Source organism: Pseudomonas sp. FW305-20, assembly GCF_058788075.1.
In genome coordinates, this window is record NZ_JBYTAJ010000002.1 from 1 (window position 1) to 25601 (window position 25601).

The 25601-nt window shown below is 59.0% G+C and carries 22 protein-coding genes and 1 pseudogene; 7 read left to right on the plus strand and 16 right to left on the minus strand.

Annotated features, from left to right (window positions below):
* Positions 1-198: 198 nt before the first annotated feature.
* Complete coding sequence (copD, locus tag AC3WP4_RS01990) at positions 199-1059, minus strand: copper homeostasis membrane protein CopD (RefSeq protein ID WP_102616796.1); 861 nt, start codon at positions 1057-1059, stop codon at positions 199-201.
* A gap of 3 nt (positions 1060-1062) precedes the next feature.
* Positions 1063-1428: a copper homeostasis periplasmic binding protein CopC gene (gene copC / locus AC3WP4_RS01995; RefSeq protein ID WP_102616797.1), complete on the minus strand. Its 366-nt coding sequence runs from the start codon at positions 1426-1428 to the stop codon at positions 1063-1065.
* Positions 1429-1568: 140 nt separating this feature from the next.
* On the opposite strand from copC, the gene AC3WP4_RS02000 reads away from it, so the two are divergent.
* A complete protein-coding gene (locus AC3WP4_RS02000) occupies positions 1569-2189 on the plus strand; it encodes a TetR/AcrR family transcriptional regulator (protein WP_008149783.1) in 621 nt (206 codons plus the stop codon).
* A 125-nt stretch (positions 2190-2314) separates the two neighbouring features.
* Here the strand turns inward: AC3WP4_RS02000 and preA are convergent, their stop codons facing one another.
* The 3 genes from preA to hydA all read right to left on the minus strand — a co-directional run bounded on the left by preA (position 2315) and on the right by hydA (position 6567).
* Positions 2315-3589, minus strand: a complete 1275-nt coding sequence (gene preA / locus AC3WP4_RS02005; RefSeq protein WP_074876206.1) for an NAD-dependent dihydropyrimidine dehydrogenase subunit PreA — start codon at positions 3587-3589, stop codon at positions 2315-2317.
* Positions 3590-4957 (minus strand): NAD(P)-dependent oxidoreductase, encoded by a 1368-nt coding sequence (locus AC3WP4_RS02010; RefSeq protein WP_102616798.1) that lies wholly within the window; start codon positions 4955-4957, stop codon positions 3590-3592. It lies immediately after the preceding gene.
* A 170-nt stretch (positions 4958-5127) separates the two neighbouring features.
* Positions 5128-6567, minus strand: a complete 1440-nt coding sequence (hydA, locus tag AC3WP4_RS02015) for a dihydropyrimidinase (RefSeq protein WP_074876208.1) — start codon at positions 6565-6567, stop codon at positions 5128-5130.
* Between the two features lie 551 nt (positions 6568-7118).
* On the opposite strand from hydA, the gene AC3WP4_RS02020 reads away from it, so the two are divergent.
* Positions 7119-8603 carry an NCS1 family nucleobase:cation symporter-1 gene (locus AC3WP4_RS02020; protein ID WP_074876210.1) on the plus strand — a complete coding sequence of 495 codons (1485 nt, stop codon included), beginning with the start codon at positions 7119-7121 and terminating at the stop codon, positions 8601-8603.
* Positions 8604-8732: 129 nt separating this feature from the next.
* Entirely contained in the window at positions 8733-10016 is a 1284-nt protein-coding gene (locus AC3WP4_RS02025; RefSeq protein WP_074876214.1) for a Zn-dependent hydrolase, read from the plus strand.
* A gap of 79 nt (positions 10017-10095) precedes the next feature.
* Here AC3WP4_RS02025 and AC3WP4_RS02030 read toward each other — a convergent pair whose 3' ends face one another.
* The 3 genes from AC3WP4_RS02030 to AC3WP4_RS02040 all read right to left on the minus strand — a co-directional run bounded on the left by AC3WP4_RS02030 (position 10096) and on the right by AC3WP4_RS02040 (position 11608).
* Positions 10096-10509: a DUF6691 family protein gene (locus tag AC3WP4_RS02030; protein WP_076031283.1), complete on the minus strand. Its 414-nt coding sequence runs from the start codon at positions 10507-10509 to the stop codon at positions 10096-10098.
* 2 nt (positions 10510-10511) lie between these two features.
* A complete protein-coding gene (locus AC3WP4_RS02035) occupies positions 10512-10946 on the minus strand; it encodes a YeeE/YedE family protein (RefSeq protein WP_074876218.1) in 435 nt (144 codons plus the stop codon).
* A gap of 203 nt (positions 10947-11149) precedes the next feature.
* Positions 11150-11608 (minus strand): hemerythrin domain-containing protein, encoded by a 459-nt coding sequence (locus AC3WP4_RS02040; protein ID WP_102616373.1) that lies wholly within the window; start codon positions 11606-11608, stop codon positions 11150-11152.
* A gap of 304 nt (positions 11609-11912) precedes the next feature.
* On the opposite strand from AC3WP4_RS02040, the gene AC3WP4_RS02045 reads away from it, so the two are divergent.
* Together AC3WP4_RS02045 and AC3WP4_RS02050 are read left to right on the plus strand one after the other, a co-directional pair.
* Entirely contained in the window at positions 11913-13409 is a 1497-nt protein-coding gene (locus AC3WP4_RS02045; protein WP_074876222.1) for a helix-turn-helix transcriptional regulator, read from the plus strand.
* Positions 13410-13538: 129 nt separating this feature from the next.
* Complete coding sequence (locus tag AC3WP4_RS02050) at positions 13539-13787, plus strand: DUF1652 domain-containing protein (protein ID WP_074876224.1); 249 nt, start codon at positions 13539-13541, stop codon at positions 13785-13787.
* A 416-nt stretch (positions 13788-14203) separates the two neighbouring features.
* On the opposite strand, the gene AC3WP4_RS02055 is transcribed toward AC3WP4_RS02050, so the two are convergent.
* The 6 genes and pseudogenes from AC3WP4_RS02055 to AC3WP4_RS02080 form a co-directional block, all read right to left on the minus strand.
* Positions 14204-15319 (minus strand): Gfo/Idh/MocA family protein, encoded by a 1116-nt coding sequence (locus AC3WP4_RS02055; RefSeq protein WP_102616372.1) that lies wholly within the window; start codon positions 15317-15319, stop codon positions 14204-14206.
* Positions 15320-15503: 184 nt separating this feature from the next.
* The gene (locus tag AC3WP4_RS02060) at positions 15504-16271 is read right to left on the minus strand and encodes an SDR family oxidoreductase (RefSeq protein ID WP_008149805.1); all 768 of its coding nucleotides are present in this window, start codon (positions 16269-16271) and stop codon (positions 15504-15506) included.
* 33 nt (positions 16272-16304) lie between these two features.
* The gene (locus AC3WP4_RS02065) at positions 16305-17372 is read right to left on the minus strand and encodes a phosphotransferase family protein (protein WP_102616371.1); all 1068 of its coding nucleotides are present in this window, start codon (positions 17370-17372) and stop codon (positions 16305-16307) included.
* A 145-nt stretch (positions 17373-17517) separates the two neighbouring features.
* Positions 17518-18477, minus strand: a complete 960-nt coding sequence (locus AC3WP4_RS02070; protein ID WP_102616370.1) for a 2-hydroxyacid dehydrogenase — start codon at positions 18475-18477, stop codon at positions 17518-17520.
* Positions 18478-18640: 163 nt separating this feature from the next.
* Positions 18641-18805, minus strand: a pseudogene (locus AC3WP4_RS02075) (isochorismatase family protein); the annotation flags it as partial.
* Positions 18806-18889: 84 nt separating this feature from the next.
* The gene (locus AC3WP4_RS02080) at positions 18890-19273 is read right to left on the minus strand and encodes a tautomerase family protein (RefSeq protein ID WP_102616369.1); all 384 of its coding nucleotides are present in this window, start codon (positions 19271-19273) and stop codon (positions 18890-18892) included.
* 271 nt (positions 19274-19544) lie between these two features.
* Between AC3WP4_RS02080 and AC3WP4_RS02085 the strand changes: the two genes are divergently transcribed.
* On the plus strand, positions 19545-20825 hold the full coding sequence (locus AC3WP4_RS02085; protein WP_074876234.1) for a serine/threonine transporter: 1281 nt from the start codon (positions 19545-19547) through the stop codon (positions 20823-20825).
* A 219-nt stretch (positions 20826-21044) separates the two neighbouring features.
* Here the strand turns inward: AC3WP4_RS02085 and acnB are convergent, their stop codons facing one another.
* Complete coding sequence (gene acnB / locus AC3WP4_RS02090) at positions 21045-23654, minus strand: bifunctional aconitate hydratase 2/2-methylisocitrate dehydratase (RefSeq protein WP_076031272.1); 2610 nt, start codon at positions 23652-23654, stop codon at positions 21045-21047.
* Between the two features lie 408 nt (positions 23655-24062).
* Here acnB and AC3WP4_RS02095 point away from each other — a divergent pair, with 408 nt between their 5' ends.
* Complete coding sequence (locus AC3WP4_RS02095) at positions 24063-24533, plus strand: DUF1289 domain-containing protein (protein ID WP_008149863.1); 471 nt, start codon at positions 24063-24065, stop codon at positions 24531-24533.
* A gap of 121 nt (positions 24534-24654) precedes the next feature.
* Here AC3WP4_RS02095 and AC3WP4_RS02100 read toward each other — a convergent pair whose 3' ends face one another.
* A complete protein-coding gene (locus AC3WP4_RS02100; protein WP_074876238.1) occupies positions 24655-25518 on the minus strand; it encodes a universal stress protein in 864 nt (287 codons plus the stop codon).
* Between the last annotated feature and the right edge of the window lie 83 nt (positions 25519-25601).

The window sequence follows — 25601 nt, forward strand, 5'->3', positions numbered from 1 at the left end:
CTCCCACGGTCTGTACTGCGTCAACAGTCAGAATCGAGCCTTGTCCCTCCTCCTCCCTTCAAGTCCTACCATACAAGTGAGCCGGCTCCGGGCGGCGTTCCGACGATAGCGGTCTGACATTCACTGCAGTGGTGTCTGTTCTACCGTCATCGTCGGAACGCCGCCCGGAGCCGGCTCGCTCCCACAGGGTTTTGTGTTTTAGCTCACGATCATCGGGGGCATGGTCCCCAGCAGGGAAACCGCCGCCACCGCGCCAATCCCCAGAAACCATTCCATGATCACGCTGGTTTTCAGCATTGGCAGTCGTTGCTCGCAATGCTTGATCCGCAGCCGATTGAACAACGCCAGCCCCAGCATCGCCGCGACGAGCACAACCTTGATCAACAGAATCAGCGCAAACCCGGATAGCAATGGCGTAGGCCAGAATTGCCCGGTTAGTACCCGCACGTTGATCAAACCGGTCATCACCAACCCCGCCACCAAGACGTAACCAATGCCGCTGAAGCGTTGCAAGGTCGCCTTGATGGAATGCTCTGCCGGCTGCCGCAGGATCAGCACCAACACCATCAAACCGCCGAGCCAGGCACCGACGCACGTCAGGTGAATGATTTGATTGAGGATCAGCAATTGACCGTTGAGGCCGTCGAGCATGGCCCCGTGGCCGACCGGGGCGAGGGTGGCCAGCAGCAGGCTGGCGAGGCCGATTCGCAGGGGCAGGTTGGCACGCAAGGGCGACATCAGCAGCGCGATCAACAGCCCATTGAGAAACAAGTGCCAGCGCCAGACCTGGCCGAAAAATGTATTGCCGAGTACCAGTCGCAGGGTCGATGGATCGAATGCCGCCTCCCAGGAGCCGGCCATGCTGGCGGTGATCAGCAGCAACCAGCTGACGCCAGTGACCAGCGCCGTCACCGCCAGCCAGCAGGTTGTTTTCGTCAGTCGCTGATCCAGATGTCCAGGGTTGCCATTGACCAGCAGCGGCCTGAACACCCACACCCCGAACAACATCAGCACGACGGTGAAATGCACAAACCGGCACAGCACCAACGCGCTCGTCATGAATTACTGGCCAACCTTGAAGCTATAGGCGCCTTCGCTTTTGTGGGTATCGACCGACACCGCGTGCCATTCGACTTTGTAGGCCCCCGCTGCCAACGGTGCGGCCGGGGTAACGATCAGGGTTTTCTTGTCGCTGCCTTCGGTGGCGAGGCCCTTCACCGGCAATTCGATGCCGTCCTTGCTGATCGAGACCTTGGAAAAGGTCGCTTCAACGCCTTCGGAAAACACCAGGCGCAGCTCCGACGGTGCGCTCACCGTGCTGTCGGCGGCCGGGGTCTGGTCTTTCAGATGGGCATGGGCAAACACCGATGAAGCGGCGAACAGCGAGCCGAGCAGGGCGACGATGGTCAGGGTTTTCTTGAACAGCATCGTGGAATACCTCTGAGGCGGGTTCGAAAAGGCGGTCAGTTTACCTGCGTGTAGCTGGGTGTACGAAGTTTCGTTTTCCCTTGTCGCCGCGAGGTAGAGCGGATGCTAGTCTTGAGCAACGCTGTTGTCAGGGAGCCCTCATGGGCAATCACAAGATCGAGATTCGTCGCAGTAACGTCGAGAAAATTCTGTTGGGAGCCGAAAAGGTTTTCGCCGAAAAAGGTTTCGGCGGCACTGCCATGGCCGACATCGCTGCCGAAGTGCAACTGCCGCGCTCCAACCTGCATTACTACTTCAGCACCAAGAGCGAGCTGTACAGCGCTGTGCTGTTGGGTCTGCTGGAAGTGTGGAAACAGGACGCCCTGTGCTTCGAGATGTTCGACGACCCGCGCGTGGTGCTCAGCAGCTACATCCGCGCCAAGATGAACCACTCCCGCAGCCGGCCTTACGGCTCCAAAGTCTGGGCCAACGAAATCATCCACGGCGCGCCGACCCTCGGCGAGAAACTGGATGTCAGTCTTTACGACTGGGCCAAGATGAAAGAAGCGAAAATCCGCCAATGGGTGGACGACAAACGCATCCTGCCGGTAGAACCTTCGAGCCTGCTGTACATGATCTGGGCGTCGACCCAGCATTACGCCGACTTTGATCATCAGGTGAATATTCTGAATGACCACCAGCCATTGTCGGACATGCAGTTCGAGCGGGCGGTGCAGACGGTGACGAGTGTGATCTTGCGGGGGATTGGGTTGGAGCCCTAACTTTTGCGGTGTTGCTGCTGGCCTCATCGCGAGCAGGCTCACTCCCACAGGGTTCTACTGAACACTGAAGATCCAATGTGAGAGCGAGCCTGCTCGCGATGGCGTCGGTTCAGGCGCCTCTGACCTCAAGGGCTGACATGGTAGGGATTGCGCGGATCATGATTCCAATCCAGAAACGGCTTCCCATTCTCCATCGGCACCATCTCGATACAATCCTGCACCGGGCACGTGATCTGACACAGATTGCACCCCACGCACTCATCATCAATCACTTCATATTTATGCGTCCCGTCCGCCTGCTTAAGGCTCGCAACCGCCTGGTGCGAAGTGTCTTCGCAAGCAATGTGGCAACGACCGCAACCGATGCAGGCCTCCTGGTCAATCCTGGCAATCACTTGATAGTTGATGTCCAGATACTTCCAGTCCGTGGTGTTGCCCACCGCACGCCCGGAAAATTCCGACACGCTGGCATAGCCCTGACTGTCCATCCAGCGCGATAAACCGTCCTTCATCTCCTCGACAATCCGAAAGCCATGCAGCATCGCCGCCGTGCACACCTGCACCGAGCCGCTGCCCAGCGCAATGAATTCCGCCGCGTCGCGCCAGCTGCCGATGCCGCCAATGCCGGAGATTGGCAGGCCTTGGGTCTGTGGGTCGCGGGCAATTTCGGCGACCATGTTCAGCGCAATGGGCTTGACCGCCGAACCGCAATATCCGCCGTGGGTGCTTTGACTGCCCACGGCGGGATTGGCGACCATGCGCTCCAGGTTGACGCTGGTGATCGAGTTAATCGTGTTGATCAACGACACCGCATCCGCACCACCGCGATGGGCCGCGCGGGCGGCGACGCGAATGTCGGTGATGTTCGGGGTGAGCTTGACGATCACCGGCAGCGAGCAGTACGTCTTGCACCAGCGGGTGACCTGCTCGACGTACTCCGGCACCTGGCCGACCGCCGCGCCCATGCCGCGCTCCGGCATCCCGTGCGGGCAACCGAAGTTCAGTTCGATGCCATCGGCGCCGGTGGCTTCCACCAGTGGCAGGATGGTTTTCCAGGATTCTTCGACGCAGGGCACCATCAGCGACACGATCAGCGCGCGGTCCGGCCAGTCTTTTTTGACCTGAGTGATTTCCCGCAGGTTGATCTCCAGCGAGCGATCGGTGATCAGTTCGATGTTGTTGAAGCCCACCACTTCGCGATTGGCACCAAAGTGTGCCGAGTAACGCGACGACACGTTAACCGCCGCCGGGTCTTCACCCAGGGTTTTCCAGACCACGCCACCCCAGCCGGCCTCGAAGGCGCGGACCACGTTGTAGGCCTTGTCGGTGGGTGGCGCGGAGGCCAGCCAGAACGGATTGGGGGCTTTGATGCCGGCGAAGACAATCGAGAGATCGGCCATTTACGCAGCCTCCACGTTGAGCATGAGTTGGGTGTTGATCGCCTCGGCGGCCCGTTTGCCGTGTTGCACGGCCTGCACGGTGAGGTCCTGATCGAGACTGGTGCAGTCACCGCCGGCGTACACGCCGGGGATGCTGGTGCGCAGGTTTTCGTCCACTTGAATCCGCTCGCCCTCACGCTTGAGTTCACGGGCCAGCGGGTCGGCGAGGGCGCTGGAGTCGAAGGCCTGGCCGATGGCTTTGAAGATCGCATCTGCGGCCAGTTCGAAGGTTTCGCCGGTGGTTTGCAGGCGACCGTCTACCAGGTGAGTGCGGGCGAAGCGCATGCCGCGCACGTTGCCTTGATCATCGAGTAGCACTTCTTCAGGTTGAGCCCAAGTCAACAGGCGCACCTGATTAGCCTTGGCGATGTCCTGTTCGTGATCTGTCGCGCCCATTTCATCGACACCGCGGCGGTACACCAGATTGACGTCGCGTGCCCCCAGACGTGCCATTTGCACGGCCATGTCGATGGCGGTGTTGCCGGCGCCCAAAACGATACAACGGTCAGCGAGGGGAAGTTGAGTCAGGTCATCGGCCTGACGCAGTTCGCGGATGTAGTCAGTAGCGGCGAGCAGGCCCGGTGCATCTTCATGAGCAAGACCCAGCTGTTTGCTGGCGGCCAGGCCGAGGCCGAGGAACACCGCATCGAATTGCTGATGCAGATCGCTGAGCGTCAGGTTCTCTCCAAGTTTCTGCCCGTGGCGGATTTCGATCCCGCCGATTTCCAATAGGAACTCAAGCTCCTTCTGCGCGTAGTCATCCACCAGTTTGTACTTGGCGATCCCGTATTCGTTGAGGCCGCCAGCCTTTTCCCGTGCCTCGAAAATCACCACGTCATGACCGTGCATGGCACTGCGATGAGCGCAGGACAAACCGGCCGGGCCGGCGCCCACCACGGCGATGCGCTTGCCGGTTGAGGCCGCACGCGTGAAGGGGTGTTCGCTGAAGTGGGCATTGTCGACGGCGTAACGTTGCAACAGGCCGATCAGCACCGGTGCGCATTCATGGTCGTTGTTGCGTACGCAGGCTTGTTGGCAAAGCACTTCCGTCGGGCACACCCGGGCGCAACTGCCGCCGAGGATGTTTGCCGAGAGGATTTTCTGCGCGGCACCCTGAACGTTTTCCTGGTGGATATTGCGGATGAACGACGGAATGTCGATCTCGCTCGGACAGGCATTCACACACGGCGCGTCGTAGCAATACAGGCAGCGCGAGGCTTCCAGATGGGCCTGGCGGTCGTTGAGCGGTGGCGCCAGATCGGTGAAATGGCCGGCGAGGGCGGCCGCATTCTCGTGCGGATGCGGGAGGTGGTTCAGGGTCTTGATCACGGTGTTGGCCTCACGGTTATTTGAGGTGCTGCCTCTGGTGGGCAGTGGTTTTGTGATCGTTCCCACGCTCTGCGTGGGAATGCAGCCCGGGACGCTCCGCGTCCCATTGGAACGCAGAGCGTCCCTTGAGGCATTCCCACGCAGAGCGTGGGAACGATCATTGGTACGGATCAGCGTTTCACAGCAACCGGCTTGTTCAACTCAGCCCGCTTGCTCAGCAAATCAAACACCGCCGGATACGCCGGCCGCTCGACATACCGCCCGGCACCGCGCTCGGCGCGCAAATCACCATCGGCCCACACCACCCGGCCCTGGCTGACGGTGTGGCTCGGCACACCGCGCACGGTCTTGCCTTCGAAGATGTTGAAGTCCACTTGCTGATGGTGAGTCTGCGCTGAAATCGTCCGCGTACCTTCCGGATCCCACAGCACCAGGTCTGCGTCCGCACCGACGCGAATCGCGCCTTTGCGCGGGTAGAGGTTGAAGATTTTCGCGGTGTTGGTGGAGGTAAGCGCTACGAAGTGCTGCATCGACAAACGCCCGGTGTTCACCCCTTCATCCCAGAGCACCGCCATGCGGTCTTCGATACCGGCCGTGCCGTTGGGGATCTTGCTGAAGTCGTCACGGCCGGCGGCTTTTTGCTCGGCGCAGAAGCAGCAATGGTCGGTGGCGGTGGTGTGCAGGTTGCCCGATTGCAAGCCGTGCCAAAGCGCCTCTTGATGGCCGCGCGGACGGAAGGGTGGGCTCATCACGTAACCGGCGGCGGTCTGCCAGTCCGGGTGTTGGTAGACGCTGTCGTCCAGCAGTAAATGCCCGGCCAGGACTTCGCCGTAGACTTGTTGGCCCTTACTGCGGGCGTAGGTTATTTCGTCGAGGGCTTCCTTGGTCGAGACGTGCACCAGGTACAGCGGCGTGCCTAACGTTTCGGCGATGCGGATCGCTCGACTGGCCGCTTCACCTTCCACCTGCGAAGGGCGCGATAACGGATGCGCTTCCGGGCCGGTCATGCCCTGGGCCATCAACTTGCGTTGCAGGTGATAGACCAGCTCACCGTTTTCCGCATGCACGGTCGGCACCGCGCCCAACTCCAGGCAGCGCTCGAAACTCGCTACCAGGGTGTCGTCGGCGGCCATGATCGCGTTCTTGTAGGCCATGAAATGCTTGAAGCTGTTGACCCCGTGCTGGCTGACCAGCTCGGCCATTTCCTCGCGCACCTGTTCGCTCCACCAGGTGATCGCGACATGGAAACCGTAATCCGACGCCGACTTCTCGGCCCAACCGCGCCACTGATGAAACGCTTCCATCAGGGATTGCTGCGGGTTGGGAATCACAAAGTCGATGATCGACGTCGTGCCACCGGCAAGTCCCGCCGCGGTGCCGCTGAAGAAGTCTTCGCTGGCCACCGTACCCATGAAGGGCAGTTGCATGTGCGTGTGCGGATCGATGCCGCCGGGCATCAGGTATTGGCCACTGCCGTCGAGCACTTCGGCACCCGCCGGAACATCAAGATTTTCACCGATGGCTTTGATCACGCCGTCGGCGCAATAGACGTCGGCGCGATAACTCTCATCATGGGTAATAACGGTGGCGCCACGGATCAACAGAGACATTCCGAGTTCCTCGCAGGCAATGACCGACTGGTGCCGGTTCTAAATGTTTTATAGGAAGCCTGCGCAAACAGGTGTATTCCTGTCAGCGCTGTCAGGAATAAACGCTAGTCTGAGTTTGAGGATTGAGCAAGAATATTTTTTATATGCTTATAACTTCTATAAGTAATTGATAATTAAAGATTAATTGTAAAAATCACCAAAATGGTGAGGCCTCTCACCATTTTGACGCACTTGACAGGTTGTAAAAATAGACGAGATTTCTTATGTGAAATCAGCCGCTTGAGAATGGTCTATGGTTGATGCGCGACATTGAAAAAAAGTGGTATGCACCAGATTGAGTCCTGACTGTTCGGACAACTTGCCTGGCATTCGGCCTGAGTGAACAGGCAAGTAACCGATGACTCATCGGCTAAATCAATAAAACTGATAAACATCAGTTGGTTATGAAGCGTTTATGGAACTGCCCGATGCGCAAACGGGGTAACCGGCACGTTAATTGATCCCGTCAGCCCCTGATGAGCAACAATAATCAAAAGAACAGTGGAGCGGCCATGCAACAGATCAGATCGCAAGTGACCGAGCGCGACGGCTTGTTTGAGCTCGAAGCCGGCAGTGACGTCCTCGACAGCCCCCGTTACAACCACGACATGGCACCGACCAAGGTGCACGAACGAACCTGGAACAAATGGCACATCACCGCGTTATGGGTGGGCATGGCGATTTGCGTGCCGACCTACACCCTCGGCGGTGTGCTCACTGCGCATTTCGGCCTCAGCGTCGGCGAAGCGCTGCTGGCTATTCTGTTCGCCAACATCATCGTCCTGATCCCCCTGACCCTGAACGCCTTTCCTGGCACCAAGTACGGCATTCCGTTTCCGGTGTTGTTGCGCTCGTCCTTTGGCATCCTCGGTTCGAACATTCCGTGCCTGATCCGGGCGCTGGTGGCGTGTGGCTGGTTCGGCATTCAGACGATGTTCGGCGGGCTGGCCATTCACCTGTTTCTCGGCTCGGTGTTCGACGGTTGGAAATCCCTCGGCGGTACCGGTGAAGTGATCGGCTTCATGGTGTTCTGGGCCTTGAACCTGTGGGTGGTGATTCGCGGCGCGGACTCGATCAAATGGCTGGAAACCCTCTCGGCACCGTTGTTGGTGCTGGTGGGCGTGGGGCTGCTGGTGTGGGCGATGCCGAACGTGTCGATGACCGAGTTGATGGCGATCCCGGCCAAGCGTCCGGAAGGGGCCAGCGTGGCCAGTTACTTTGCCGCCGGGCTGACCGCCATGGTCGGGTTCTGGGCCACCTTGTCCCTGAACATTCCGGATTTCAGCCGCTTTGCGAAAAGCCAGAAGGACCAGATCGTCGGGCAGATTATCGGCTTGCCCCTGACCATGTTTCTGTTCGCCTCCCTCGGCGTGGTGATGACCGCCGCCTCGGTAAAACTGGTGGGCGTCACCGTCTCCGATCCGGTCACCCTGATCGGGCATATCCAGAGCCCGGTCTGGGTGGCACTGGCCATGGCGCTGATCATCATCGCCACGCTGTCGACCAACACCGCGGCCAACATCGTTTCGCCGACCAATGATTTCCAGAACGTTGCACCTAAATTCATCAACCGCACCAAAGCGGTGATGCTCACCGGCCTGGTCGGTTTGGCGCTGATGGCCCATGAGCTGTTGAAGAAGCTCGGTTTGATCGTCTCGGATTTAAGCCTGGAGACGGTGTATTCCAACTGGTTGCTGGGCTATTCGAGCCTGTTGGGCCCGATCGCCGGGATCATGGTGGTGGACTATTTCCTGATCAAGAAACAGCAACTGGACCTGGCTGGCCTCTATCGCGATGACGTTTACCCGGCGTGGAACTGGTTCGGGTTCATTGCCTTTGGAGTGCCGGTGGCGCTGACGCTGCTGTCGCTCGGCAGCGATGCATTCAGCTGGTTCTACGACTATGGCTGGTTCACCGGCTCGGTGCTGGGTGGGCTGATTTATTACGGGTTGTGCTCGATGCGCCCCAGCCCATCAATCGCAAAATCCACGGTTTGATCGTTCCCACGCTCTGCGTGGGAATGCAGCCCGGGACGCTCCGCGTCCCTGAAGCGGACGCAGAGCGTCCATGGATGAATTCCCACGCAGAGCGTGGGAACTATCAGAAGAAAAACTGAGGAGATCATCATGAACGCTGCCGTAGACGTTCTGCAGTCCACCCATCAGCACATCAACCGCGACCGCTTGTGGCAGTCGCTCATGGACCTGGCCAGGCTCGGCGCCACGGTCAAGGGCGGCGTCTGTCGCCTGGCCCTGACCGACCTCGACCGTCAGGCCCGGGACATTTTCGTCAACTGGTGCGAGGAGGCCGGTTGCACCGTCAGCATCGACGCTGTCGGCAACATCTTCGCCCGCCGTCCGGGCCGCAACCCGAACCTGCCACCCGTGATGACCGGCAGCCACATCGACACCCAACCCACCGGCGGCAAGTTCGACGGCTGCTTTGGCGTACTGGCCGGGGTCGAAGTGCTGCGCACCCTCAATGACCTGGGCGTGGAAACCGAAGCGCCACTGGAAGTCGTGGTCTGGACCAATGAGGAAGGCTCACGCTTCGCGCCGTGCATGATGGGCTCCGGCGTGTTCGCGGAAAAATTCACCCTCGAAGAAACCCTGGCCAAGGTCGATGCCGAGGGTGTCACTGTCGGTGAAGCCTTGAACGCCATTGGCTATGCTGGCGAGCGCAAGGTCAGCGGGCATGCCGTCGGTGCCTATTTCGAGGCCCATATCGAACAAGGCCCGATCCTTGAAGACGAACACAAAACCATCGGCGTGGTGATGGGCGCCCTCGGCCAGAAATGGTTCGACCTGAAACTGCGCGGCGTCGAAGCCCACGCCGGCCCGACGCCGATGCACCTGCGCAAGGACGCCCTGGTCGGCGCCGCGGTGATCGTCGGTGCAGTCAACCGCGCCGCCCTCGGTCATCAACCTCACGCCTGCGGCACTGTCGGCTGCCTGCAAGCCTATCCCGGCTCACGCAACGTCATCCCCGGCGAAGTGCGCATGACCCTGGACTTCCGGCATCTGGAACCGGCGCGACTGGACTCGATGATCGCCGAGGTCCGCGAAGTCATCGAAACCACCTGCGAGGAACACGGCCTGACCTTCGAACTCACACCCACGGCGGACTTCCCGCCGCTGTACTTCGACAAAGGCTGCGTCGAAGCGGTACGCGGCGCCGCCCAAGGGTTGGGCCTGTCACACATGGACATCGTCAGCGGAGCCGGGCACGACGCAATCTTCCTCGCTGAGCTCGGCCCGGCCGGGATGATTTTCGTACCGTGCGAAGGCGGGATCAGCCACAACGAAATCGAAAATGCCGCGCCGGATGACCTGGCGGCCGGGTGTGCGGTGTTGTTGCGGGCGATGCTGGCGGCGTCGGCGGCGATTGCCAGCGGAGCATCGGCAGCCTGAAACGCAAAAATCGTAGCCTTCGGCAATGACTGCGCCGCCGAAGGTTACGACCTCTGGACATTGAACCAGGCGAGGCGATTTATCGACGCGCTTGCAACACGCTGAACATCAACATTCCCGCCAGCATGGCAATCGCAAACACCCACGCCTGCCAATGCCCCGTCGGCAACAGCACCAGTGCCGGCCCGGGGCAGATCCCCGCAATGCCCCAACCGACCCCGAACAGCAAACTACCACCGATCAAGCGCCGATCCAGTTCACGACTGACCGGCAACTGCATCGGCCCTCCCAGCAACGCCTTGGATTGTTTCATGGCCCAATGAAACGGCACCCAGGCCACGGCAATCGCCCCGATCATCACCAGCGCCAGGGAGGGATCCCACAGACCGGTGATATCGAGGAACGCCAGTACTTTGGCCGGATTGGCCATGCCGGCCAACAGCAGGCCGATGCCGAACAAGAGGCCTGCGAGGAAAGCCGTGAGTTTTTTCATGTTCAAAACCCCAGCAGATGGCGCAGCACAAACACGGTCACAAAGCCCGCGAACATGAAGCACAACGTCGCGACGATGGAGCGCGGGGACAACCGCGAGATACCGCACACCCCGTGGCCACTGGTGCAACCGGAGCCATAACGGGTGCCGATCCCGACGCACAACCCGGCGATGATCAGCCCCACGGTGCCGGTCTTGAATTCAATGGCCGGCCATACCTCAAACAGCGCCCACAACAGGGGCGCCGCCAGAAGCCCGAGGATGAACAAGGCTTTTTCGCCCCGTCCCGAATCACCTGGCGATAGGAGACTGCCGAGTAATCCGCTGATCCCGGCGACCCGTCCGTTGGCCACGACCATCACGCTCGCCGCCAAGCCGATCAACGCACCGCCTGCCAACGCGGACCAAGGCGTGAAATGTAACGTATCCAGGATCATGGAAACTCTCCAGGCAGATAAGGGACAGCATTAAATCAATTGTTTACGCGAGTTTAGGGCAGCCGCGGCGAGAGGGCGCTACGACCAAAAGATCAAAGTTTTTTGTCGCGGCACTGATTGAGGCTGTGCAGTGACTCAGTGCAGCAATGTTGCGCGCCAAAGCGAAGGGATTTGCAATATTGAAGGTATACGGTGAACGCCAACTAATGCCATTGACGCGTTATTTCCTGCCACTGATCGTCTGACAGCCATTTATTTGCCAACGGAAAGAAAATATTTTCCTCCGAGTCCATATGATCGAAGTATTTTTTGATGAAGTCATCGACAGTGTCAGCAATTACTCTCGTTTCCAGAGTTGTGTCCTCCAATGTCTTCAACTGTCCGGCAATGCGCCCAAATGCCTGGTGATCTCGCTCGATATCCTTGACCCGTTGGTGGATCGGTGCCTCAGTCGTTAGCAAGGCCAGCCGAATCAGTTCTTCATTTTCGTGGTGGTGTCGCTCTGCATCACCATGCAAGGCTTCCAGCATCTTGAACAACAGCTTGCAGTCATCAGCAGCATCGGATTCATGCTTCATTTTTCTCAGCAACTCTTTGATCCGAGTGATTTTTATAGCCACCTCATGATGATAGGCCTGAAGTTCTTTCAACAAGACGTTCATATCAAATCCTCGTTACGACACCCAATCATCACAGAGAAATATCTTTAACCAGCAACCTCCAAGGATACCAAGGCTATTAAATCACCATATTTATCAATGATTTAGTAATCGAGCTCGGCAGAACTGTTTACCCTTTTCAGTATAGGCGAGCACAAAGATCTCACCTTCGGAAATTTGCCGTCCTCGTTACAGGGGGCGCGTTCGCAAGTTCCCGCAGGTGAGCCATTTGCACTATCCCACCCCCTCGCGGTCGTAATCTTCACAGGGCGGCGCATGAAGGCGCCGCCGTACGCGTGGAGATCCAATGAGCCAGGACGTCCTGACCACCGAAACCAATCGCCGTCAGTTGCAGCAGATCATCGCCGGGCTGTCCGACGGGGTGATTCTGCTGGAACTCGACCAGACCCTTCTCTGGGCCAATGACGCCGCGTTGGCCATGCACGGCGTCGGGCAACTCAGCGAGCTGGGGGCGAATGCCAACGAGTACGCCAAGCGCTTCGCCTTGCGTTATCGCAATAATCATCCGGTTCAGACCGACAACTATCCGATCAGCCGCGTCGCCCGAGGCGAGTCCTTCAGCGATGTGTTGGTTGAGGTAACGCCTGCCGCCGACGAAGAGCGCACCTGGGTTCACAGCGTGCGCAGCATGGTGTTGGCCGACAGCGCTGGCAAACCGGAGTCGCTGGTGCTGATCATGAACGATGTTACGGAGTGGGCCAGCGCCGAACAGCGTTTCGAAAAAACCTTCAATGCCAACCCGGCCCCGGCGGTGATCTGTCGCCTCAGCGATTTGCGCTATATCAAAGTCAACCCGGGCTTTCTGGAGATGACCGGCTATACCCGTGATCAGGTGATCGGCCGTTCGACCTATGAACTGGACGTGCTGGAGGGCGCCGAAAACAGAGACCTGGCCAAGCAGCGGTTGCGCGAAGGGGTGACCATTCCGCAAATGCAGGCGCAGCTGCAGTTAGCCGAAGGTGGCAGCAAACAGGTGATCGTCGCCGGCCAGCCCCTTGAGCTGAACGATGAAGCCTGCATGCTGTTTTCCTTCGTCGACATCGAGCCTCGGCATAAGGCCGAAGTCGCCCTGCGCCAGAGCGAGGAACGTTTTGCCAAGGCTTTTCGACTGACCCCAGTGCCGATCCTGGTGTGCAACGCCGTCGATCAGGTGGTGATGGACGTCAATGAAGCCTTCCTCGATACGCTCGCGTACACCAGTGAAGAAGTGCTTGGCAAATCGGTCACGCAGATCGATTTTATCGATGACAAAGGCGCCCGCGCGCAACTGTTTACCGCGCTGGAAAAAAACGGAAGCGTGGATCGTGTCGATGTCCGGGTACGCAAGAAAGGCGCCGGGCTCATCGATTGCGCGGTCTCGGCCGACACCGTGAACATTCAGGACAGGCCCTGCTACCTGCTGGTGTTCATGGACATCACCGAACGTAAACGCACAGAGCTGGAGTTGGTGTCGGCGATCGAAGAGGTCATGAAGGACGCTTCCTGGTTCAGCCGCACGCTCATCGAGAAACTCGCTAACGTAAAAAACGTCAACTCGCCGCTGTTGCCTAGTGTGTCTTTCACCGACCTGACTGCCCGCGAGCGTGATGTGCTCGGCCTGATTTGCGAAGGCCTGGCCGACAAGGAAATCGCCGCACGGCTCAAACTTGCGCCGAACACCGTGCGCAATCATGTCTCGACGGTGTATTCCAAACTCGACGTTCACAGTCGCAGCGAGGCGATTGTCTGGGCTCGCGAACGCGGTTTGTTCTCCAGCGAGTGGCGGCCAAAGGCCCAGCGTTAGGTGCAAATGCACTACTCGAGGGGGTGCAAATTCATGTTCTGGACGGGCGCGGCAGTTCTTAGTCTGTGAGGGTGCGATACCGATCTGCGGGTATCGCCTCCCTATCAAAACAGCGACAGGAACTGCCGGATGATTCATGTGGCGCAATTGCGTATGCAACTGGAGCGGAGCTTTTCCCCGTTGGCCTGTGAGTGCAATGTCACGGGTGATCATTCATTGACGGTGAAGCTCTATCATCCCGTATCGGGTGAGGTGGACCTGGTGGTCAGTGGGTTGAACGTGGCCAACCTCAGAACGCCAGAGGCGGTGGCAGCGTTGATCGACGAGCTGCGTTATGAACTTGAGAGCAGCACGTTGCATTGTCGCCAGATGTCCTAGGAACTGTCAGGTTTTGCCGGCGGTCGTATGAGGAATACGAAAGTATTTTTTCTGTGACCGGTCCGCTGATAAGCGGTGAGAATGTTGGGTCGCGGAAGATCTCGATCACTTACCGCGGGTCAATCTATGAAAAGTCTTGGGAAACGCACTTTTACAACACTGTCGTTCGCACTCTGCATGGCGATTCTCGGGGGGTGTGCGAGTCCTCCGCCGCCACCTCCCGCGGCACCGCCTCCACCCCCTGTGCGCACCTGCCAAACCACTGAAGACACTGATGTGCAAGGCGATGTGAGGGCTGAGGGGCAGGTGACCCGGGAAACGACGCTCACTCGTTGCGTCACTCAGTAAGCACCTATTTGCCCACGTTGAACCGCCAGCGGCGCTGTGCCGCTGGCGAGTATCTGGGCGTTTTGCTCTCAAACTTCCTCGATCCTGACCCAACGCGACTCCCGCGCGGCCAACCGGATCGCCGTCGCCAGGCGTTCGACTTCCCACGCCTGCTCGAAATTCGTTCCACCCTGAGACAAGCCTGCCAGCGCCAACACCAGATCATGGACTTCCAGCGTCTTGAGCTCGTTGTATCCAAGCTGATGCCCTGCCGCCGGGCTGAACGCGGCATAACCCGGCAGATTGGGACCTGCCAGCAAGCGCTGGAAACCGTCCTGACCGGCACGAAACAGCCGCAGTTCATTCAGGCGTTCCTGATCGAACACCAACGTTCCTCGGGTGCCGCTGATTTCAAAACTCAGATGATTCTTGTAGCCGTGCTTGAGCCAACTGCTGCTGAACGTGCCCCGGGCGCCATTGGCAAACCGCAACAAGGCATGGACCTGATCATCGACGGCGATGCTGCGTTGCTCCGGACTGCCAGCCGTGGCGGGACGTTGCCGGTGTACGGTCTGGGTATCGGCGCTCACTGCTTCGACATCGCCCACCAGATAACGGGCCATGGCCAGCAAGTGACTGCCCAGATCGGCCAATGCTCCACCGGCATGATTGGCATCGCAACGCCACGACCAGGGGGATGCAGGATCGGCCATGAAATCTTCGCTGAATTCACCCTGGAAACTAATGATCCGACCCAGGTCGCCGTTTTCAATCAGCTCCCGGGCCAGCCCGATCATCGGGTTGTGCTGATAGTTGTAACCCACCCGCGTCACCACGCCCGCCGTTTTGGCCGCCAGGCGCATGGCGTCGGCCTGTTCCAGGTTCACGGCCAACGGCTTCTCGCAATACACCGGTTTGCCGGCGGCGAGGGCGGCCATGGCCATGGGATAGTGCAGGTGATTGGGCGTGGTGATGGCGATCAGATTGACCTGGGGGTCATCGATCAGTTGCTGCCAGTCGCTATGCGCGGTGCCGAAACCCCAGGCATCGGCGCAGTGGCGGGCACGCTGAGGATCGGCGTCGGCCAGGGCGGCGAGTTTGAGTTTGAGGGGCAGTTCGAAAACCGCACTGACGTTGCGAAACGCCAAGGCATGGGCGCGGCCCATGAAACCTGTGCCGATGAGTCCGATACCGAGTTCGCGCATAGCCGGGGTCCTTTTGGATTTTATTTTCAGGAGGGGCTATTTATGGAATAAATATTCTCAAGTTGCAAATAGTAGAATTAATATTCTTTCGTGCGGTCGTTCCCACGTTGTGCGTGGGAACGATCATTAGCGCAAAAAAAGAAGGCAGCCCGAAGGCTGCCTTTTGTTCATCCGGTACATCGGATCAGGACAAGAACCCACCATCCACATTCAACGAAACCCCGGTGGTGTAACTCGACGCATCACTGGCCAGATACAACACCGCTCCCGCCATCTCACTCGGATCCGCTACACGCTTGAGCGGAATCTGTTGCAGCGCGGTGTTCAAAATGGCCTCGTTCTTCACCAGTGCCGAAGCAAACTTGGTGTCGGTCAGGCCCGGCAGCAGGGCATTGCAGCGGATGCCGAACTGCGCGCATTCCTTGGCGAACACTTTGGTCATGTTGATGACCGCCGCTTTGGTCACCGAGTAGATGCCCTGGAAGATTCCTGGCGAGATGCCGTTGATCGACGCGACGTTGATGATGCTGCCGCCGCCGTTTTCGCGCATCAGCTTGCCGGCTTCCACCGACATGAAGAAGTAGCCGCGGATGTTCACATCGACGGTTTTCTGGAAAGCGCTGAGGTCGGTGTCCAGTACGTTGCAGAACTGCGGGTTGGTCGCCGCGTTGTTGACCAGGATGTCCAGGCGCCCGAACTGTTCGCGGATGCCGGCGAAGACCTGGCTGATCTGTTCCATTTCACCGATGTGGCACGCCACCGCAGTGGCTTTGCCGCCGGCGGCGATGATCGCGTCGGCTACGTGCTGGCAGCCGTCGAGTTTGCGGCTCGAGACGATGACGTGGGCGCCTTGCTGGGCCAGCAGTTTGGCGATGGCTTCACCGATGCCACGGCTGGCGCCGGATACAAATGCGATTTTGCCGTCGAGGTCGAACAACTGAGTCTTGGACATGGTTTTTCCTTGTTATTGGGGCCAGTGGCGTGATCAGAGGCTGGATTTCGAAATGACTTGCAGGCTCATCTGCTCCAGCAGTTTGTTCATGTGAATGAACTGCGCGAAGCGTTTGTCCTGGGTCTGGCCATGGAAGAAGCGGTAGTAGATCTGCTGCACGATGCCGGCCAGGCGGAACAGGCCGTAGGTGTAGTAGAAGTCGAAGTTGTCGATCTGGATGCCAGCGCGCTCGGCGTAGTAATCGACGAACTCACGGCGGGTCAGCATGCCCGGGGCGTGGCTTGGCTGGCGGCGCATCAATTGCACCGGGGCCGGGTCGTCGGCTTCGATCCAGTAGGCGAGAGTGTTGCCCAGGTCCATCAGCGGATCGCCGAGGGTGGTCAGTTCCCAGTCGAGCACGCCGATGATCTCCATCGGGTTGTTCGGGTCGAGGATCACGTTGTCGAAGCGGTAGTCGTTGTGGACGATACTGGAGGTCGGGTGATCGGCCGGCATCTTGTCGTTGAGCCAGGCTTTGACCGCTTCCCACTTCGGCGCGTCCGGGGTCAGGGCTTTCTCGTAGCGATCGCTCCAGCCCTTGATCTGCCGTGCGACATAACCTTCGGGTTTGCCGAGGTCACCCAAGCCATAGGCGTTGTAGTCGACCCGGTGCAGTTCGACGAACTTGTCGATGAAGCTCTTGCACAGCGTTTCGGTTTTCGCCGAATCCAGACCCAGTTCCGGCGGCAGTTCGGAGCGCAGGATGATCCCCTTGACCCGTTCCATCACATAGAACTCGGCGCCGATCACCGATTCGTCGGTGCAGTGCACGTAGGCTTTCGGGCAATACGGAAAACCGTCCCGGAGCTGATTGAGGATGCGAAACTCGCGGCCCATGTCGTGGGCGGACTTGGCTTTGTGGCCAAAGGGCGGGCGACGCAGGACGAACTCCTGTTCGGGGTATTCCAGCAAGTAGGTGAGGTTCGACGCACCGCCTGGAAACTGGCTGATCTGCGGCAAACCACTCAGGCCCGGAATGTGGGCCTTGAGGTATGGATCGATCAGGCTGGCATCGAGTTCTTCGCCGGTGCGGATACGGGTGGACTGGTCAGTAAGCGCCATGCTTATCCCTTCTGCTTATTCTGGAGGCCTGAGACTATTGGCTAATCTAATGCGCACACCCGACACCCACAACCACGAACGGCCCTTATAGGTGAGCGTGTTGCCGGACAATCATTGTTTTTGATACATCTGTTTGAATAGTGAATCAGATCATGCTCATCGACGATGGCAGGGCAATCGGGGTCAAAACCGGGTTGCCGGAGAAGAACGCCACCAGATTGCGACCTGCCAGCTCCACGGTGCCTTGAGTGGCTTCCGGGGACAAACCGGCGACATGCGGGGTGAGGATCACATTGGCCAACGCCTTGAAGGCATTGGGGACTTGGGGTTCTGTGTCGAAGACATCCAGCGCAGCGCCGGCAATCCTGCGCTGCTCAAGCGAGCTGATCAGGTCGGCGGTGACGATCACGCTGGCTCGGGCGATGTTGACGATGAACCCCTGGGGGCCCAAAGCGTCGAGTACTTGCCGGTTGATCAGGTGCTTGGTGCCTAGCCCGCCAGGGGTGGCGACGATCAAAAAGTCTGATTCCCGTGCCAGTTCGGTGGGCGTCGAGCGGAAGCTGTACGCCACGTCGCTGCGATGCTGGCGGTTGTGGTAACTGATCGTCATGTCGAAGCCGTGGGCGGCGCGTTTGGCGATGGCCATGCCGACCGCACCGAGCCCCAGGATGCCCAGGTGCTTGCCGGCCAGGGAAGGGCGCATGATTTTCGGCCACTCACCCCGGCGCACGGCGGCATCGCAACGGGGAATGTCACGCACCAGCGACAGCAGCATCGCCATGGCATGGTCGGCGACTGAAGAGGCGTTGACTCCGGCGCCATTGGTGACCGTAATGCCCCGGTTGGCGGCGGCTTGCAGGTCGACATGTTCATAACCGGCACCGATCACGCAGATGATCTTGAGATTGGGCAGGGCGGCGATTTCGTCGGCATACAAGCCCAATGGACCACGGGTCAGCACCGCATCGATCCGGGCGCCATGGCGCGTGATGGCGTCGGCGCGCTCGGCAGGTGTGGGAGCCAGAATCAGGTGAAAACCCTGATGTTCGAGAATCGGCAGGTACTCATTGATGGTTTCAACCAGTACCAGAACGGTTGCGGGCATGCTGGGCTCCTGTGGGCATCGGTAGTTCGGAGGCTCGAACGTCGCTTCGGATGGCTGATGGCGCAACGGTCTGGCATTAACCAAAGATAGCAGGCTTGTGGCCTGCGACCTCAGTGTAGGAGCGTTCCTTGGCGCTCACACATCCACGGTGTTCAATACCTTGGCGAAGGCACCGTTTCGGCATGTTGCGCTCCCTGGCCTGACGAATGAGTTGCTGGATGTTCGCCAGTACCCGTTCACCGTCGTAGGGTTTTTCCGCGCCATGGTACAGACCGACCTGCATATCGATGATCAATAGCGCTGATGAAACGACAAGACCCCGGTCCATTGCTGGCGGGGCCTTGGGTTCACCCGGCGTCGCGGGCGTGTCAACGGCCGTACCCGGGGTGGGAAATTTCCGGGCTGCCAGCAATCAGCTGACGTACTGGGCTATTCCATTGCCAAACGACCAGTTCTCTTTCTTTACCTCCACCAGATTGATGAATACATCTTCCAGGCGCACCGCCAGTTCCGCGTTAAGGCTCTCGGCGATGGTTTTGTAGAGGAGTTTTTTCTGCTCGATCGTGCGGCCTTCGCTCAGGGTGATCTGAATCACCACCAGATTGTCGGTTCGATTGATGCCCAGGTAGCCGGGATCAAAGATGAAATGCTGTTCGTCGTGCTCGGCCAGAATCTGGAAGTTATCGTTCTCGGGCACGGCGATGGCGCTGTGCAGGGCGGCGTAGATCAATTGCCCGACACGTTTGGCGTGCGTAGGGTCTTGATGCTTCTTGATGTCGACGCGAACGAGTGGCATGAGAGGGCTCCGCAGGTAAGGGCTGACGGCCAGCAGTCGGAATCGAAATTACAGGACGACAATCCTTTATTGGATAGATTTTTTTAGAACAGCTATTCAATAAAGGGATGCCAAGCATCTGATCCGTTCAACCACTCCTCAGCTAAGTCTTTGCTTCTGCTCATTAATCCCGGACAATCGCGCCCCTGTTTCGGCCAGGGCGCTGCCTGTCGGATTTTTCCGACTCGTCCTGACCGGGTAGCAACTGACCGGAATGCGGAGATCCCACCGGATGAATGATCAGGCCAATAGCGTCGACGAACGCTATGTATCGACGGCACCAGCGACGCTTGAGAGCTGGAATCGCCATGACACCACCTGGATGCTGGGCCTGTTTGGCACAGCCATCGGGGCCGGCACGCTGTTTTTGCCGATCAACGCGGGTCTGGGCGGCTTCTGGCCGTTGCTGGTCCTGGCGGTGTTGGCGTTCCCCATGACGTTTTACGCACACCGTGGCCTGACCCGCTTCGTGTTGTCCGGACGCGAAGGCGCGGACATCACTGAAGTCGTGGAAGAGCACTTCGGGATCAAGGCTGGTGCGCTGATCACCTTGCTGTATTTCTTTGCGATCTTCCCGATCCTGCTGATTTATAGCGTGGCCCTGACCAATACCGTGGGCAGTTTCCTCGAGCATCAATTGCACATCATGCCGCCACCGCGCGCCGTGCTGTCGCTGGTGCTGATCCTCGGCCTGTTGGCGGTGGTGCGTTGCGGCGAGCAGGTGATCGTCAAGGCGATGAGCCTGATGGTTTATCCGTTCATTGTTGCGCTGCTGTTCCTCGCGGTGTTCCTGATTCCACACTGGAACGGCGGCATTCTCGCCACCGCATCGACACTGCCGGAACCCTCGGCACTGTTGCATACGCTGTGGCTGGCGATTCCGGTGATGGTGTTCTCGTTCAACCATTCGCCGATCATCTCGGCGTTCGCGGTGGACCAGAAGCGTCGTTACGGCGATCACGCCGAAGAGCGCAGCTCGCAGATCCTGTCCCGGGCCCACCTCTTGATGGTGGTGATGGTGTTGTTCTTCGTGTTCAGTTGCGTGCTGACCCTGTCGCCGGCGCAACTGGCGGAAGCCAAGGCGCAGAACCTGTCAATCCTGTCGTACCTGGCCAACCACTTCAGCAACCCGACCATCGCCTTCGCGGCGCCGTTGATTGCGTTCGTGGCCATTTCCAAGTCGTTCCTTGGCCACTACATCGGCGCCAGCGAAGGCCTTAAAGGTCTGATCGTGAAGAGTGGCAAGCGCCCGGCACCGAAGACCCTCGATCGCATGACTGCCGCCTTCATGCTGGTGGTCTGCTGGATCGTTGCCACGCTGAACCCGAGCATTCTGGGGATGATCGAAACCCTCGGTGGTCCGATCATCGCCGCGATCCTGTTCCTGATGCCGATGTACGCAATCCGCAAGGTTCCGGCCATGGCGCGTTATCGCGGTCAGGCTTCCAACGTCTTCGTGACGGCGGTGGGCCTGGTGGCGATTTCGGCGTTGATCTATTCGCTGACAGCTTGAATTTGAGCGACCACTGACGTTTCTATGGGGCTGTGAGTCCGCTATCGCGAGCAAGCTCACTCCCACAGGTTCTGCACCCGTTCCTGTGGGAGCGAGCCTGCTCGCGATGGGGGGCGCCTCGTTCTTCAGGTAAGCCAGGCAGTGGGCCCCATATTTCTTCAGGCATAAAAAAACGCCGCTCATCTCACGATGGGCGGCGTTTTTTATTGCGTTGCAGCGTTAGGCTTGAACGACCGGGATGTTGGCGTTCGCAGCAGCTTCACGGAACTCGGCGATCTGGTCGAAGGACAGGTAGCGGTAGACATCGGCCGCCATGCTGTCGATCTTGCCAGCGTATTCCATGTACTCCTCGACGGTCGGCAGGCGACCCAGGATGGAAGCAACAGACGCCAGCTCGGCCGAAGCCAGGTAGACGTTCGCGCCGTCACCCAGACGGTTCGGGAAGTTACGGGTCGACGTCGACACAACAGTGGAGTTCGGTTCTACACGTGCCTGGTTACCCATGCACAGCGAGCAGCCCGGCATTTCCATGCGTGCGCCGGCCTTGCCGTAGATGCCGTAGTAGCCTTCTTCGGTCAGCTGGTGAGCGTCCATTTTGGTCGGCGGCGATAGCCACAGACGGGTTGGCAGCTGGCCTTTGACCTGTTCCAGCAACTTGCCGGCAGCGCGGAAGTGGCCGATGTTGGTCATGCACGAACCGATGAACACTTCGTCGATTTTCTCGCCAGCAACGCTGGACAGCAGACGGGCGTCGTCCGGATCGTTTGGCGCGCAGAGCACAGGCTCCTTGATGTCGGCCAGGTCGATTTCGATGATTTCCGCGTATTCGGCGTCAGCATCGGCAACCATCAACTCAGGGTTGGCGATCCAGGCTTCCATCGCTTGAGCACGACGTTCCAGGGTGCGCGCATCGCCGTAGCCTTCGCCGATCATCCAGCGCAGCAGGGTGACGTTGGAGCTCAGGTACTCGGTGATCGACTCTTTCGACAGCTTGATGGTGCAACCGGCAGCCGAACGTTCGGCCGAGGCGTCGGACAGCTCGAACGCTTGCTCGATGCTCAGGTTGTCCAGGCCTTCGATTTCCAGGATGCGGCCGGAGAAGGCGTTCTTCTTGCCTTTCTTCTCGACGGTCAGCAGGCCAGCCTGAATCGCGAAGTAAGGAATGGCGTGAACCAGGTCACGCAGGGTGACGCCCGGTTGCATTTTGCCTTTGAAGCGCACCAGGATCGATTCCGGCATGTCCAGCGGCATAACGCCAGTGGCTGCGGCAAACGCTACCAGACCGGAACCGGCCGGGAACGAAATGCCCATCGGGAAACGGGTGTGCGAGTCACCACCGGTACCGACGGTGTCCGGCAGCAGCATACGGTTCAGCCAGCTGTGGATGATGCCGTCGCCCGGACGCAGGGAAACGCCGCCGCGGGTCATGATGAAGTCTGGCAGGGTGTGATGGGTGGTCACGTCGATCGGCTTAGGGTACGCCGCGGTGTGGCAGAAGGACTGCATCACCAGATCGGTCGAGAAGCCCAGGCACGCCAGGTCTTTCAGTTCGTCACGGGTCATCGGACCGGTGGTGTCCTGGGAGCCGACGGTGGTCATCTTCGGTTCGCAGTAGGTGCCAGGACGAACGCCTTTGCCTTCTGGCAGGCCGCACGCCTTGCCGACCATTTTCTGTGCCAGGGTGAAGCCTTTGCCGGTGTCGACAGGTGCTTCAGGCAGCTTGAACAGGTCGGTAGGGCCCAGGCCCAATTCGGCACGGGCCTTATCGGTCAGGCCGCGACCGATGATCAGCGGAATCCGGCCGCCAGCGCGAACTTCGTCCAACAGCACCGGAGTCTTCATTTCGAAGGTGGTCAGGACTTCGTCAGTGCCGTGCTTGCAGACTTTGCCAGCATGCGGGTACAGGTCGATCACGTCGCCCATGTGCATGTTGGTAACGTCGAATTCGATTGGCAGTGCGCCCGCGTCTTCCATGGTGTTGTAGAAGATCGGAGCGATTTTGCTGCCGAAGCAGAAACCACCGGCACGCTTGTTCGGTACGAAAGGAACGTCGTCGCCGAAGAACCACAGCACCGAGTTGGTGGCGGATTTACGCGAAGAACCGGTACCGACCACGTCACCGACGTAGGCGATCGGGAAGCCGGCGTTGCGCATTTCTTCGATCTGCTTCATCGGACCGGTGACGCCCTGGACGTCAGGCACGATGCCTTCACGGGCCATTTTCAGCATGGCGAGGGCGTGCAGCGGGATGTCCGGGCGGGACCAGGCGTCCGGAGCAGGGGACAGGTCGTCGGTGTTGGTTTCGCCGGTGACCTTGAACACGCGAAGGCTGATCTTGTCGGCCAGGACAGGGCGGTTCTTGAACCACTCGCCGTCAGCCCAGGATTGCAGCACGCCTTTAGCGTGAACGTTGCCGTTCTTGGCTTTTTCAGCGACGTCGTGGAAAGCGTCGAACATCAGCAGGGTGTGCTTGAGTTCTTCGGCAGCGACTGGCGCCAGTTCGGCGTCTTCCAGCAGATTGACCAGCGTCACGATGTTGTAGCCGCCCTGCATGGTGCCGAGCAGTTCAACAGCGCGTTTCTTGTCGATCAGAGGGGATTTTGCTTCGCCTTTGGCGAGGGCAGACAGGAAACCGGCCTTTACATAGGCTGCTTCGTCCACACCTGGCGGAATGCGATTGGTGATCAGGTCAACGAGGAAAGCTTCTTCGCCCGCCGGGGGATTCTTCAGCAGCTCGACCAGGCCTGCAGTTTGTTCGGCGTTTAGCGGCTGGGGAACGATACCCAGTGCTGCACGCTCTTCGATATGTTTGCGGTAGGCTTCAAGCACAGTTATTACCCTCATCAGTGGTCCCAAATGGGTGTCCGGGACGCTCATCCCGAAATTGCCGTACTCATGCGCTGCGTGGCGTTGTGGGCCGCTTAGCCAGAATTACCGACAATTCCTTACAGAAGCTGCTTTCAAAGTTTTACGCCTGCAGAACGGGGAGCTGATGAGGGTTGGCGTTGGGCTTTTCCCCGCTGGAAAAACCCTTCGCCAACACCGCTCTGAAGGAACGACTGTGCTCGTGACGCTTTGAAAACAGCTTCTAACGGACATTGGCGCCTTAAAAGGCTGGCTGATTCTACGGCAAAAAAAATTTAAAGGTAAGTTGGCCCTCGAACTTTGAGGGGTGATGAATGTTAGACAAAGGGCTAACATGCCGACCTGTTCTGCTTTCCCGTGCTCTCCCAACCTATGCCCAATCAGACCATCAAGACCCCCTGCGTCGGCCTCTGCTCCACTGTTTACGGTGATTTGGTGTGCCGAGGCTGCAAGCGTTTCCACCATGAAGTGATCAACTGGAATGGTTACAACGAGGAGGAAAAGCGCGCGGTGTGGCTGCGTCTTGAGCTATTGCTGTCCCAGGTGATGGCCAGCAAGCTTGAAGTTTTCGATCCCCAGCGCCTGCGTCTGCAGCTGGAGCAGCGCAAGATCCGCTTTGTGCCGCATCAGTCGGAATATTGCTGGGCGTATCAGTTGATCGCCCGGGGCGCGCGGGTCATCAACAACCTGGAAGCCTACGGGATGGTGCTGATGCCGGAGTTTCGCGACTGGAACCTGCCGGAACTGCGGGATGCCATTGATCGGGAATTCTTTTTGCTCTCCGAGGCGCATTACCAGCGCTACATTGCGCCCGGTTTCCTCAAAGACGCGTTCGGCGGCTGAAAAGCATCGCGGGCAAGCCACGCTCCCACAGGGTTTGTGTCGTGCACAATGGTTGTGATCGACACGAACCCTGTGGGAGCGTGGCTTGCCCGCGAAGGCGTCCTTATTGGCGCTGCCTATATCAATGCTGGGTCACGATCTCCTCCAGATGGTCCATGATCGTGTCCGGCTTCAGCACCAGCACATCGCTCTCCACCGCATCGAGCACCACTTCCGCCGTATTGCCGATCAACGCCCCTGACAAACCGGACCGCGCCACGGTACCAATCACCGTCACCGCCGCTTGCAGCTTGTGGACCATGAACGGAATCAACACATCCGCCGGGCCTTCCTCGATATGCAGGTGCTCGTCATCAATATCGAATTCGGCCTGAAACGATTTGCACTGTTCGCGATAGCGCGCCTCGATGGTTTCGCTGAGCTGTAACGTCGGGTCGGCCGCCGACAGCATCGGCGATGGATGGGCGCTGACCACGTGCAAATGGGCCTTCGCCAGGCTGGCGATGTCGTAACCGTGATCGACGATACAAGCGTGCAAGGTGCGGTGTTCGGCATCGGTATTACCGACATCGATTGCCGCCAGAATGACCCCGCCAGTCCACGGTTTCGAGGTTTTGACCAGCAGCACCGGCGTCGGGCAGTAACGCAGCAGTTTCCAGTCCGCCGGGGTCAGCAGGGCTTTTTTCAGCGGGCTGTCGGGGTAATGTTGTTTGATCACCAGTCCGCAGCCTTCAGCCTGCTGCACATCGACAATGGTTTCGTGCAGGCTTTCGTTCCACGCCTGCTCGGTGGTGACGCTGTAGCCGTCCTCTATCAGCGCGGCCTTGAGCACGCCCAACATGCCGCTGTGGTCATGCTTGCGGTCGCAGACCAGCAGATGCAGATGAGCCTGGGTCACGCCGGCAATCAGCTTGGCCCGTTTGAGCGCCAGGCTTTCCGAGTGTTCAGGTTCGAGGACCACCAGAATGCTGCGAATGGCTTGCATGATCGGGATCTCCATGAAGTAAAAAATACTGCGTTGGACAACTATAGTTGCTGGCTGGCCATTCGGGACTTGATGTATATCAA